9 protein-coding genes are annotated in these 13,631 nt (G+C 48.3%); 4 read left to right on the top strand and 5 right to left on the bottom strand.

The window, feature by feature from the left end; translation table 11 throughout:
• Positions 1-827: 827 nt before the first annotated feature.
• Positions 828-995, top strand: a complete 168-nt coding sequence (locus NG833_RS00045; protein WP_254563290.1) for a metallothionein — start codon at positions 828-830, stop codon at positions 993-995.
• A 178-nt stretch (positions 996-1,173) separates the two neighbouring features.
• Here the strand turns inward: NG833_RS00045 and NG833_RS00040 are convergent, their stop codons facing one another.
• Positions 1,174-1,773, bottom strand: a complete 600-nt coding sequence (locus NG833_RS00040; RefSeq protein ID WP_254563289.1) for a hypothetical protein — start codon at positions 1,771-1,773, stop codon at positions 1,174-1,176.
• A gap of 157 nt (positions 1,774-1,930) precedes the next feature.
• Here NG833_RS00040 and rpsD point away from each other — a divergent pair, with 157 nt between their 5' ends.
• Positions 1,931-2,539 (top strand): 30S ribosomal protein S4, encoded by a 609-nt coding sequence (rpsD, locus tag NG833_RS00035; RefSeq protein ID WP_254563288.1) that lies wholly within the window; start codon positions 1,931-1,933, stop codon positions 2,537-2,539.
• A gap of 437 nt (positions 2,540-2,976) precedes the next feature.
• On the opposite strand, the gene moaA is transcribed toward rpsD, so the two are convergent.
• Both moaA and NG833_RS00025 read right to left on the bottom strand, forming a co-directional pair.
• Positions 2,977-4,053: a GTP 3',8-cyclase MoaA gene (gene moaA / locus NG833_RS00030; protein ID WP_254563287.1), complete on the bottom strand. Its 1,077-nt coding sequence runs from the start codon at positions 4,051-4,053 to the stop codon at positions 2,977-2,979.
• Positions 4,054-4,175: 122 nt separating this feature from the next.
• Positions 4,176-4,757: an Npun_F5749 family FMN-dependent PPOX-type flavoprotein gene (locus NG833_RS00025; RefSeq protein WP_254563286.1), complete on the bottom strand. Its 582-nt coding sequence runs from the start codon at positions 4,755-4,757 to the stop codon at positions 4,176-4,178.
• Positions 4,758-5,472: 715 nt separating this feature from the next.
• Here NG833_RS00025 and NG833_RS00020 point away from each other — a divergent pair.
• Together NG833_RS00020 and NG833_RS00015 are read left to right on the top strand one after the other, a co-directional pair.
• Positions 5,473-5,856, top strand: a complete 384-nt coding sequence (locus tag NG833_RS00020) for a hypothetical protein (RefSeq protein ID WP_254563285.1) — start codon at positions 5,473-5,475, stop codon at positions 5,854-5,856.
• A 47-nt stretch (positions 5,857-5,903) separates the two neighbouring features.
• Entirely contained in the window at positions 5,904-10,256 is a 4,353-nt protein-coding gene (locus NG833_RS00015; RefSeq protein WP_254563284.1) for an EAL domain-containing protein, read from the top strand.
• Positions 10,257-10,602: 346 nt separating this feature from the next.
• On the opposite strand, the gene NG833_RS00010 is transcribed toward NG833_RS00015, so the two are convergent.
• Complete coding sequence (locus NG833_RS00010; RefSeq protein ID WP_254563283.1) at positions 10,603-11,472, bottom strand: GIY-YIG nuclease family protein; 870 nt, start codon at positions 11,470-11,472, stop codon at positions 10,603-10,605.
• Positions 11,473-11,824: 352 nt separating this feature from the next.
• Positions 11,825-12,829 carry a phenylalanine--tRNA ligase subunit alpha gene (pheS, locus tag NG833_RS00005; protein ID WP_254563282.1) on the bottom strand — a complete coding sequence of 335 codons (1,005 nt, stop codon included), beginning with the start codon at positions 12,827-12,829 and terminating at the stop codon, positions 11,825-11,827.
• Between the last annotated feature and the right edge of the window lie 802 nt (positions 12,830-13,631).

Raw genomic sequence — 13,631 nt, 5'->3', positions numbered from 1 at the left:
TTGTGGCTATTTGCCTGAAATTTTGTCAAGAAACCCGGTTTCTGACCCCCTACCCAGGACTGAGAAACCGGGTTTCTAACCGAGATTGTGGCTATTTGCCTGAAATTTTGTCAAGAAACCCGGTTTCTGACCCCCTACCCTTGGATAACGACTGAAGTCGTTACTACGAACTAAGAATAACGACTGAAGTCGTTACTACGAACTAAGATGACCAATGACCAATAACCAATGACCAATGACCAATGACCAAAAACAAAACCCTGCAATCATTTACGATTACAGGGTTTTATTTTAGTAATGGCGGGAGGCGGATTTGAACCACCGACCTTCGGGTTATGCGTACCATCTACAGCTTTCGCTGCCCGGTATCTTTCCAGTTTGTGGTCTGGACTCTCCCTTCACCCTCAGCTTTAACTGTTAGGGTGCCTCCCATCGAGTCTCTACACCTTCTCTTGTTCAGAGCTTGGCTCGGGATTACCGCGCTACCGGCTTCCCCGAATTTGAGAGGCTATCGCATACCAGTTTCCTTAGTATGCAGCCCATCGCAATGCTAACTATTAAGCGTTTAGTTAACTTGCGTATTGAGCCCGACGAGCTACCAGACTGCTCTATCCCGCGTCACTGAAGTTACTATAACCTGAACTTAAGTGTTTTGACAACCCCTAAAGTCAAACTTTTTTAAATTCGTTGCTCACAGAGGGTTTCAGCCTTTCTCTACATCAGCGAGTTGCACCCATACCCGCAATTGTGAAAAAAAACCAAAGAAAATATCTGAATAACTGTTCATGTGTTAAGATGAATTCAGAATTAATGGAGGAAGTCGAGCAATGACGACCGTAACTCAAATGAAATGCGCCTGTGAATCCTGCCTGTGCGTGGTTCCGACTGATAAAGCCGTGATGAAAGATGGCAAGCCCTACTGTTCTGATGCCTGTGCCAATGGTCATGTTAATGGAACAGGGTGTGGACACTCCGGTTGTGACTGTCATTCCTAATCTTACTCATCAGCAAAAATGCCCTCATTCCTGTAGTTAAGGGGAATGAGGGCATTTTTTTTCAATATGAAGGACTGGCAAACCAAATCTGGCTGTAACAGTCTTTGTCTGAGGGTAGCCCGCGCAGGCGGGCTTTGTCCGTGTAGCCCCACCCTTGAGGGTGCGGGGTATTAAGGTATTAAGTAGACGGGAGATTGGGAGAGGTACGAGTGGGGGCTGGAGGTTCCCTGCCGGGGATAAAATTAGGTAGGGGTGAACCCACGCGATCGCGAGTATCAATGCAAACCGACATCGCCTGAGAAGTCACCAAATCAATTTGATTTTGTAACCCCACCACGCACCGCGAAAATTGCGTAGGTAATAAACTGCGGCGACAGAAATCGAGAATTAACGGGGCTTCCCCTTCTGTCGAGTCATCGCTAATATCCACCACACAGGTTGCCAACTCCACAGGACGACGCACCTCCTGACAGCGAGTTAGGGCATCCTCCGCCAAAATATCCGTGCGGCGATCGATCTCAACCACGCATTCCGAGAGTTCTTCCGGGCGTAGGGCCGCAGAGCAGGCAAGGGCCACCGTCTCAGCAGAGAGTTGGCGATCGAGTAACTCAGCAGCACAGCGATCATAAGCATTATTTCTCGCTGCTGCCGGTGCTGGGTTGAATGGGATGAGGCCCACCGATAGAGCGACCAGGGAAAGTCCCAACAGTCCACCCTTGCGCCACTGCTGTCCTGGGGCGCGGGTCCCCAGGCGACTGCAAATTTTCCGAATCATCATTATTTAAAGAATCCTCATGACAAAAAACAGGACTTTTGAGCCTAAACTGATGTTTCAGCAGTACAAAGTCATCTAAAGTTAGACTTGAAACTGAACCTAGTAAAGATCTATACTAGAGAGTCTGGGAAAACTGTGTAACAACTGACGAGGAAAAGGAATGTCACGATATCGAGGCCCGAGACTGAGAATAGTACGCCGTTTAGGAGAACTGCCCGGATTATCGCGCAAAACTCCTAAGCGCGCCTATCCCCCAGGACAGCACGGGCAAGCCCGCAAAAAGCGCTCAGAATATGCAGTCCGCTTAGAAGAAAAGCAAAAACTGCGCTTTAACTATGGTCTGAGCGAAAAGCAACTGCTGCGCTATGTTCGTCGCGCCCGTCGCGTCACGGGTTCTACGGGTCAAGTGCTGCTACAACTGTTAGAGATGCGTCTGGATAATACCATTTTCCGTATGGGGATGGCACCGACGATTCCAGCCGCACGGCAATTGGTCAACCACGGCCACCTTACGGTTAATGGTCGGGTTGTTGATATTCCCAGCTACAATTGCCGTCCCGGAGACGTAATTACCGTCCGCGATCGCGAAAAGTCTCGCCAGATGGTCCAAGCTAATTTGCAATCTCCTGGATTAGCCAATATGCCGAGCCATTTAGAGTTTGACAAAAACAAGCTAGAAGGCAAGGTCAATGGAGTTATTGAGCGGGAATGGATCGCGCTACAAATTAATGAACTCCTGGTGGTTGAATACTATTCTCGACAAGCCTAACGTTTCAAGTCTCGCTGCTTCTTACCGCGCAGCCTAATTAGAGATTTTCCAAAGCCCCCAAACCCGTCAGCAAGGGGGCTTTTAGTTTGGGGATGGGGAGGGTGGTCATTGGTCATTTGTCATTGGTCATTTGTCCTTGGTGGATGAGGGATAGGGAGGATAGGAAAGTTCGTAGTAACGGCTGAAGTGCCTGATTGGGGACTGGAGGCACTAGATGTTTGTAGTAACGACTTCAGTCGTTGCTTTCGTGTCACGGATGAAGCCGTGACACGCTCAATTGGCGGCTGAAGTGCCTGCTTGGGGACCGGAGGTAGAGCATCCACAGGGGCGTGACGTAAGCGTTAGCTTACGCCACGCGGTAACGACTGAAGTCGTTACTACAAACTTTCTCCCCCATCCACCAAGGACAAATGACAAATGACTATTCTCCCCATCCCTCATCCTCCAATTTGCGACATGGTACGACTGTAGCTGCCGGTTTCAGTACCCGACTCCCGCTGTTTGTAGTTGATTTCGAGTTTGAGTTCGAGTAAATCAGCGACTTGCTGCCGGATTTCCGGGAGGGGGATGCCGTTGCGGAGGGCGGTTTTGAGGTTGATTTGGCCGGTTTCGTTGAGGAGACAGGGCCTTAACCAGCCTTCGGCACTTAGGCGCATTCGGTTACACCGATCGCAGAAACATTCGGACATCTGAGAAATAAATCCCACGGTGCCTTTGGCATGGGGAATCTGAAACACATCGGCAGGTCCATTTCCGGTGACTTGTCCTTCTGTTAATCCCCAGCGATCGCGAATGCGTTGGCGCAGTTCTTCTGAGGGAATCCAACCGCAGTCGCCAAATAATTCCCCATTCCCGATCGGCATGAATTCGATGAAGCGAACGTGCCAATTTCGGGCAATGGTTAATTCAGCTAAATCTAAAACTTCGCGATCGTTGACCCCGGGAATCACCACGACATTTAATTTTAAGGGGTTAAATCCGACGCGATAGGCTTCCTGAATCCCATCCCAAACTTGTTGCCAGCGACTGGTGCCGCGCGTTCCAGCTAGAAAATCGAAGGTTTGCGCTTCCAGAGAGTCGAGGCTAATATTAATCCGGCGCAGTCCGGCATCATAGAGGGTTTGCGCTTTTTGGGCGAGGAAAAAGCCATTGGTGGTTAGGGCTAAATCTTGAGTTTGGGGTAAATTGGCGATCGCCTCGACAATTTCTACTACATCTGCCCGAATCAACGGTTCCCCTCCCGTTAACCGAAACCGCGTAAATCCGACGGGGATAAAGACTTCTTGGAGTAACGTTAAGAGTTCCTCCCGAGTGAGTAAATCCTGTTGCCGGATATAGTCCAGTTCGGCCCCTTCTGGCATACAGTATTGGCAGCGAAAGTTGCAGCGGTCAATTAAACTAATCCTCAGATAATCCACTCGGTTTCGCTGTGGCGGGACTTCAATGGTCCGAGTGGTATTTTTTAACGGGTTGTTTTCAACAAGATTGCCCATTTGACCCCTAGATGCTTTCATCTGATATCCTAACTATTTTAACGAAGACCCTTCGAGACTCTCATTCAAGTCTGGGGTTTGACCTATCAAACTTTTGATGAGTTGCTCTCAAAACTTTTTATAATTGGGGGTGAACCTGATTTTTAGGGATTAATGGCCTGCTGAGACCAGGTGCGATCGCCATTGAATTGATAAAGCCAGCGGTTTTGGGGTTCTCCTCGCAATTCTAACCAATCCACGGTGATGGGATCGAGTAAGAGTAAACAAAACTGGGGCAGAGGTTGAGTAGTATCCGGGACTGGGGGAGAGAAATCATCGGATTCGTCACAGGGTGCAGCGGGATCGGGCCAAGAAAACTGGAGTCGGGTACTGTCGGAGAGTTGCTGCCATTCCCGGCAACGGGCTTGTTGTAAGGCGGGATCAGCGGTATGAGGGTCTACTAAGCTCAGGTAACCCTGGAGGCGAAACTGTTCCCGGGTGATGGGGAAGTACCAGCAGATTTCGCCATGAGGATGGGTGGGGATTTGCTGGGCTTTTTGGCTGCGGGCATCGGTGACAATTTTGAGTTGGTTGGTTTCGTCTAAAAAGCCGCGAAAGACAACGGTGCGATTAGCAGGAGTGCCGTCTGGGCGGATGGTGGCGAGTTGGAAGTAGCGAGATTCGGGGCGGCTACGGTTGCGATGGAGGGCATGAGCTAGGGGCGATCGCCACGGTGCAAGAGACATGATTTAATGAGACGGCGCTTAGAGGGGATGAGTGTATTCTATCTCGATAGCAAAGGCGATCGGCCCTTAAACCCGACCTCAAACCCAAGATGATCCTCCCCAATTATGAATTAAATCTGTAGAAATCACCGCAGTGACTGGGATTCCCTTACACTACAAATAACAACAAGTCCCTGGCTTCCTGGTGGTTTCCCCCCGGCATGAAAGGTGAGTAGAGGGGAGAAATCAGGGAAACATTCACTTTATAAATGCAAATTTTCAGTGCCTTAGAGGAGAGGCGTTTTCTGCGGCGGTATGGGGGGTGAAAAGCTTTTGCTTCCTGACATTTATCGCCGGATTTCACGGCCTTGATTTGGATTAAATGGATTGCAAAAAATTTGTAAACCTGATAGCTCGCTCAAAGCCAATTGCCGATCGCTCAGGCTCCGGAGTTCCAACCCCATCCAATCATTCCCAGCAATTGTGGGTATAACTTTGCCCTTCCCTTCTCTTTCCCTGTCAAGTTTACTCAACATTTTCTTGACAAAAGTTTACGTTTTTTAAAAAAATAAATATTGCCAAAAATCCCCTTTTGAGGTAAGGGTCTAACTCTTTAGATTAAGTTAAAAATAGTTGTTTTTTTGTGTAATTTGTTGCCGAAATTACAACCAGATATAGGATAGATTCTTTTAGAGAAGTTAAAAACTTTCTCTGTCAGTTAGAATTGGCCCTTCAGATGTCTCATTCAGATGCAGTCGGTGCCGTGGTTCAACAAAATGATGTCAATACTGCAATCGGAAACCTAACCGATTCAAGTTGGCCCTGGCTAGAACACTTCCCTGAAGGGTTCTCGGTACTCGGGAGGGATGATGCTGCTTCCGATTTAGCCCTTGAAAGACCCAAATCAGTTCAAGGGAAATTTTGCTGGATTGCTGCCAATGGTTCAGCCCCCACAAGTGCTGCACTGCCGAAGGGAAGAACCGCATTCAGAGGACTGCCTGAATGCCGACTCCAGCAGGCTTCTGCCCAGAAAAGAGGCGACATGAACGGACCCTCAGTTTCCTCAACCCTGTTCACCCGGAGCCCAGCCCGAGCGGATCTGGTGAGTCCAGGGTTTTAAGGACCGGCTTCTTCCCAGAAGCCAAAGGCAGGAAAAACCGCTTAATTGTGCAATCTACAGCGACCCTAGCCCAATCCTGCCTGCCAATTTCTCTATCCCAAACCAATAGCGTGAGACGACGACCCATGCAAAACCTAGAAGGCAGCATTTGCGGGATTCTTGGCTTGTGCCAAGAGATCGGCAAACGGGAATCCAGCAAAGAACTCATGAACCGAAGCCGCGCCTCTGTTTTACAACAATTGACCCTCGGCGTTGCACAAGCTGAGGATTTTGACACCGCATTAAGCTTGGCCCTGCGACGAGTCTGCGAAATCGCAGGATGGGATTATGGAGAAGCTTGGTCCTTCAATGCCGAAGGCGGATACCTTGACTGTAGCCCCGCATGGTACGCGGGAAAAATCAACGCCCTCGGGCGACCCTTGCCCGAGATTGAAAAATTCCGCCGACAAAGCGAAACCCTAACATTTTTACCGGGAATCGGTTTACCCGGACGGGTCTGGGTTCAACAAAAGCCAGAATGGGCCAAAGATGTATCAGAACTGCCCCAAGCCATTTTTCATCGGGCAAAACTCGCCCACAAACTGGGCATCAAAGCGGCCCTGGGTGTACCGATTCTTGCCAACAACGAAATTCTTACCGTCCTAGTCTTCTTCATGGTAGAGTCCCACCCAGAAGACCAGCGGACCGTTGAATTGGTCTCGGAAATTCTCCGGGGACTGGGATCCGTACTGTTCCAGAAACGCTCAGAAGAAGCCTTGCGAAAAGCCGAACAAAAATATCGGAATATTTTTGAGCGTTCCATCGAAGGAATGTTTCAAAGTAACCCATCTGGGGAATACCTCCTCGTCAACACCACCCTAGCCCATATTTATGGGTACGACTCACCGACAGAAGTGATGAATTCGATTCGGGACATCCAACATCAGCTTTATGTGGACCCCTCGCGACGGATCGAACTCAATCGCCTGCTACAAGAACAAGATGCGGTATGGGACTTCCAATCCCAGTGTTATCGCAAAGATGGCACCATCATTTGGATTTCTGAAAATGCGCGGACGATCCGGGATGCTCATGGCAAAATCATTGCTTATGAAGGCACCGTCAAAGATATTACCGATCGCAAACAGGCAGAAGAACGATTTGCAGCGTTGGTCCAGAACTCCTCAGACACCATCGCCATTTTATCCGCTGACGGCAAAATTTTATATGGGTCTCCCTCCCTCGATCGCATTTTAGGATATCAACCCGATAGCTTACTGGGTCACTGCATCCTGGATTACGTCCATCCCGAAGATGTGGCAATGGTTCGCGAAGTGCTGATGCCTCGACCCAAAGCCACCCCAGGAACGCGATCGCTGCATCCCTCCAAATTCAATAACCCCCACCCCTCGAAAATCATGGCAGATTTTTCCCCCGTCACCCTCAACAATCGCCCGGACCTCTCCTTCTCCTTAAAACCCATTGAATATCGCTTTCGCCATGCCGATGGCACTTGGGTCTACTTAGAATCCGTAACCAATAACCGCTTAGATGATCCCAGCATTCAAGGAATTGTCGTCAATTCGCGGGATATCACCCAACGCAAAGAAGCTGAAGAACAACTCCATCAGCGACTGGTCATCGAAGCGGCACTCTCTCAGATTTCTCGGTTGTTCGTCTCCACCCGAGAACCCAACTTTAATAAAATCCTCGCCCGAGTCGGCATTGCTGCCGGTGTAGAACGGGCCTATATTTTCGAGTTCGACGATCGCCTCAGTCAATTTAGCAACACATACGAATGGTGTGCCAATCCAGCCATCACCCAAATCCAGAACCGCCAAAACCTGCAAATTGCCGATTTCCCTTGGCTGATGGACCAACTCACGGTCCTGGAAATCCTAAATATCTGCGATGTCGAGTGGCTACCCAAAGCCGCCCATGCCGAAAAAGCCTTCTTCCTCTCTCAAAATATCCAATCCCTGCTGATCGTCCCACTTTTTTCCCAAGAAGAACGATTAGTCGGATTTCTCGGATTTGACGATCGCCAAATTCAACCCCATTGGTCCGCCAGCCATGCTCAACTCCTGCGCGTAATTGCCCAAATGCTCTCCAGTTATTATCAACGTAAGCAAACCGAAGAAGCCCTGCGGCAGGCGGAACGTAAATATCGCAGCATTTTTGAAAATGCCGTGGAGGGGATTTTTCAAACCACTCCGAGTGGTCAATATCTCACCGCCAATCCCATGTTGGCCGCTATCTATGGATATAATTCCCCGGAAGAATTAATCGAAGTCTTGACCGATATCGAGCATCAACTCTACGTGGACCCCCAGCGCCGGTCTGAGTTTCGCCGCTTGTTACAAGAACAAGAGACCGTCTGGGGCTTTGAGTCCCAAGTCTATCGACGCGATCGCCGCATCATCTGGATTTCTGAATGTGCGCGGACCATTCGCGATCTCAACGGTGACATCATTGGGTATGAAGGCACCGTGGTTGATATCACCCAGCGCAAACAAGCCGAAGCTGAACTGCACCAACGGGATAACTTATTGCTAGGGGTCGCCCAAGCCATGAATCACCTGCTCACCAATACCAACACCGCCCAAGCCGCACTAGATGCCCTTGCCACCCTCGGAGAAGCGGCAGGGGTCGATCGCGTCTATATCTGTGAGTTATCCAATCCCACCACCGCCTACAACTTCGGCTGTTCCTCGGAATCCCACCCGACCCTCACCTCTTGTTCCGACTGTACCGCGCGGGAACATTGTCAAATGTGGATTCGGTTTGAGTGGACCCGAACTCCCCAGGTCGGTTTAAAAAATGGGGCCTGTTCCATCGTCCAGTTGCGCTCCAGCCTCCTCGATACTTTGTTAGTGGGTGAAACGGTCAGTTTGATTGCCCAGAATTTGAATCCAACGGAGCAAAAACTGTTTGCTCAAGAGGGAACGCGATCGAGTTTGATGGTTCCCATCCTGGTAAATAATGAATTTTGGGGATACATTGGGTTTGATGACATTGAGGTTGAGCGTCCCTGGTCCAAAAGCGAAGTCTCGATTTTAAGTGCGATCGCCGCAAGTATAGGCGGTGCCCTCCACCGTCATCACCAAGAGGAAATGATTCGCCATCAAGCCTATCATGATCGTCTCACAGGTTTACCCAACCGGCAACTATTGGATGAACGCCTGCCGATGGCGATCGAAATTGCTAAACAGGAAAAAGACCAATTAGCGGTGATGTTTCTGGACCTCGATCGCTTCAAAATCATTAACGACACCCTCGGTCATGCCGTCGGCGATGAACTCCTCCAAACCGCTGCCTCACGCCTGCGAAGCTGTCTGCGTGATAGTGATATCATCGTGCGCTGGGGTGGAGATGAATTTATCCTGTTGTTAGAAGGAATTACCAGTACGGAAGATGCCGCCCAGATTGCTCAACGTCTCCTAGAATGTCTGCGTCCGGTTTTTGAGATTGAAGGCAACCAACTCTATATTACTGGCAGTATTGGCCTTGCGGTTTATCCCCAGGATGGGGAAGACCCGGAAACCTTAATTAAGAATGCGGATACAGCCCTCTATCGGGTCAAAGAACAGGGCCGGAATCATTACCAGATTTACTCTCCTGCCATGAGTTCAGAAGCCTCTGAGTTACTGGTTTTGGACAATTCACTCCATGAGGCTTTAACAAGAGAAGAGTTTTTTTTGGAATTCCAACCCCAGGTTAATCTTAAAACCGGCGCAGTGGCAGGGATGGAAGCCTTGGTGAGATGGCAACACCCTAACTTGGGATTAGTCCCTCCGCATACGTTTATCCCGATCGCTGAAGAAAACTGTGAGATTATCAAGTTAGGCTGGTGGGTGTTGCAGCAGGCGATCGCTCAAAATAAAGCATGGCAAGATGCGGGATTACCTCTGATTCGGATGATGGTCAATCTCTCAACTCGGGAATTTCACCATCCTGATTTAGTCGAAATCATCTCCCAAATGCTGGGGGAGGCGAAGCTAGACCCCCATTGGTTGGGGTTGGAAATTAGCGAAACCACGGCGATGCATGACCCGGATTTGACCGATAGCATTTTGCGTCAGTTTCGCACAATGGGAATTTCCACGGCGATCGATGATTTTGGAATAGGGTATGCTTCTCTGAATTATCTGAAAAAATTTTGCTTCCAAACTCTGAAAATTGACAAGTCTTTTGTCTGGGATATCGCACTGAATGCCAAAGAAGCGGCGATCGTCTCAGCGATTATTACCCTAGGACAAAAACTGAATATGAGTGTGGTGGCAGAAGGGGTGGAAACAGCGGTCCAGCGGGATTGTTTGCTGAATCTCAACTGCTATGAAATGCAGGGGTATTTGTTTAGTCCATCTCTGGGTTCTGAGGAGGCTACCCGACTGCTGGCTGAAAATAATGATTGGTTATGATGTGATGTGATGTGATGAAATGAGATGATATAACAGCGATCGCAACCGAATCTACCCCAAAATTGCTTGCGATCGCCCGTTACTTTTTAGAGCATTGCCGATTATGCGTAGCTCTCTTGTTGTTTAAAATAGTGATAAAGATTCGCCACCGTCAAATCGGGTACTTCTTGCCAAGTCGTCTTTTGTAATGTAAAAGATATTGGCAGGCGATTTCCTACGGCATAGCTGCGCTTACCGCAACTGGGAAATCAGGAATCAGAAATCAGATAACTGTCGCAACCAAGACTTATTGGGAGAAGAACCGACAATATGGTTTGACCACTACAACATAAGGCTTTGTCAAATTTCACCACATCATCTGCTGATTTAAATTTAAGTCCGTAGGTAAATCTTGTAAATTTCCGCCAATATTTAGAAGGTAATCTTGGGTTGCGTTAGGTTTGTTAAAACCAGATTTTTGTAAAGCAGCTATTAATAAATTGGGATTAAGCAGTTTCTTAATCCTTACTCCAGCTACTTGAAAATCCACTAAATTAGGGTAAACTTCTTTAAAGATTGATTCTGCTAAATCACAATCGAACACCTCTACAAACCCAAAAACTGCTTGTCTAGCATCAAAAAAATAGCACATTGAGCCATATTGATAAGGGCTTCCTATGTAAAAACGTTTTTTAGTTCTATGGGATGAACTTTTCCATAAAATCTCTCCCATATTTTGCTGACAAACTACTACAATATGAGGCTGGCTTTCTTGATATATGCCCGCAATAAAACCTCGAAATAAATCCCAATCTTCTCTAGGGATTGTTTCTCCATTCCTGCTTTTGTTGAGGCATGAAGGAAACAGGGGTTTGGTGGTAAGTTTAAGCAAGCGTTGTAACTCGGAGAACCTAGGACTTGTTTTAGGAAGATATTCCTTAACCTTACTATCATTAAATAAAGGTTTAAATATATCTATATAATTTCGCTCTGAACTATTAAGCTCTAAAATGGGAGTTAAAACATATCTAATGATAACCTTATCTAATCCTTTCCTAGCAAATTGCTTGTAACGGTGATGTGTTGAGCCTGCCCAACGATTTTTTAAACTTTTAGCTTGACCTATATAAAGTAAGTTATCGAATTCATCAAACACAAAATAAATACCTGGATTCTCAGGAAGTTGACCACGTTGGCGTAAAGTAACCTGTCCTACAAAGATGGGAAAATTAGTCATGTTTTTAAAGGTGTTATAAATTAGACAAAACTTTAATAATTTTTATTGCTAAGGCATTACCTAGTTCTTTTAGCTCCAGCTTATGCAACCTAACCCCCATCAGGGCCTCATCAGAAATATGATTAAGGGACGAGTACAACTCTTTAAGCAATTCTGGCATAGGGTATTGTGGGGTAAAAGCAATAGGATTTAGAAATTCTTTAGGGAGTGGGAGCATCTTGCTCCCTGTTACGGGGAGATTGCCAAATATAAATCATCCAAACGTTCGTAGTAACCCCTTTAGGGGTTTCTTTAAGATGACTCCTGAAGGAGTCACTACGAACGTTTTGGTGGTTTTATTTTTTTGAGTTCCCTACAATTGCCGCAAAAAGCGTAAATCACTGCTATAAACTCGGCGAATATCATCAATTTGATACAACACCATTGCAAACCGTTCCACCCCAAATCCAGCGGCAAATCCTGTATAAACCTCCGGATCATAACCCACCGCTTTTAACACATTCGGGTCAACAGTGCCGCATCCTAACACCTCCAACCATTTCCCTTTCCACTGCACATCCACCTCAGCAGAAGGTTCAGTAAACGGGAAATAACTCGGACGGAAGCGCAAGGGTAAATCTTCCCCAAACATTTGGCGGACAAACTCTTTCAACGTCCCTTTGAGGTCCGTGAAGGTAATTCCCTTGTCTATCGCCAAAATTTCAATCTGATGGAACACTGCCGCATGAGTGGCATCCACCGTATCCCGGCGATACACCCGCCCTGGGGCCACAATCCGCACCGGAGGCTCATGTTTTTCCATGTAGCGAATCTGCACCGGAGAGGTATGAGTCCGCAGCAGGTTCCCATCGGGGAGATAGAAAGTATCCTGCATATCCCGCGCTGGATGGTCTTGAGGGGTATTCAGGGCCTCGAAATTATAATAGTCCGTTTCCATTTCCGGTCCCGTGGCGACGGTGTACCCCATCCCCACAAAAATATCGATCGCCCGATCAATCACTGCATTCAAAGGGTGAATCCGACCCTGGGGACGATACACTCCCGGCATCGTCACATCCAGAGTTTCTGCCGCGAGTTGCTGTTGAATTTGGGCCTGGAGTAAATCCTGATTCCGCCCTTCCAGTTGGCCTTGCAGCGCTTCCTTGACCTCATTGGCCAGAGAACCAATTCGGGGTCGGTCTGCGGCATCTAGTTTTCCCATTCCACGCAAGATTTGAGAAAGCTGCCCTTTTTTGCCCAGATAGTTGACTCGCAATTGTTCGAGTTCATCAAGGGTATTCACCGAGGCGACTGCCCCCACTGCGTCCTGACGCAGGTTTTCCAGTTGGTTCTCTAAATCACTAAGCTGAGTAGTCATGCTGCAACGAGTGTTAAATCCATAGTTCCCGCCATGACGAGTTTAGCGCAAAGGGTTACCCCGAATCAGCCGAGAGCATCAGTACCGGAGGAGGTCCCCACCTCCGGTCCCCTCCCCTTGGCAAGGGGAGGGTTAGGGTGGGGTCCCTCTTGGGCGATTCCCTACGGGAGAGCTTCCGCTTACCGCGCATCACGAAGAAAGAGGTTGGCACCCGACTCCATACAGGGGCGATCGCTGCAAAAAGTGCCAGGACTTAAGCAATATTTAACATGAATCTCTAAATGTAGAGGCGAATCGCGAATCGCCTCTACATTTAGGATGGATTTTCAAAATCTGGGTAAGTCCTGAGTGCGTGACGTGGCGATCGCCCAAGAAGAACCCCACCTTAACCCGGACCTTGGCAAGGTTGGGCTGTTTCATTGTAAAATTTTCCTTACCCAGTAAGCTTTACAGACCAAGGGTTTTCGGCCTGATTTCCTAAGTTGAAACTAGAAAATAGAGACCACCCCGCCCCTTCGGGACACCCCTCCAAAGGAGGGGAATATGCCCCAAAATTCCCCTCCTTTGGAGGGGAATGGGGAATATGCCCCAAAATTCCCCTCCTTTGGAGGGGAATGGGGAATATGCCCCAAAATTCCCCTCCTTTGGAGGGGTGCCCCGCAGGGGCGGGGTGGTAAATTCTAGCTAATAATCTAGTATTGATCGGTGCGCCCTACTCACAAGTATCTGTCTGTTCCAACTCAAGAGACCACCCCGTCCCTGGGGGACACCCCTCCAGAGGAGGGGAATTTTGGGGAATATG

Origin of the sequence: Oscillatoria sp. HE19RPO (assembly GCF_024220515.1) — a bacterium.
GTDB lineage: Bacteria > Cyanobacteriota > Cyanobacteriia > Cyanobacteriales > Laspinemataceae > Laspinema.
This window is presented reverse-complemented; position numbering and strand designations above follow the sequence as displayed.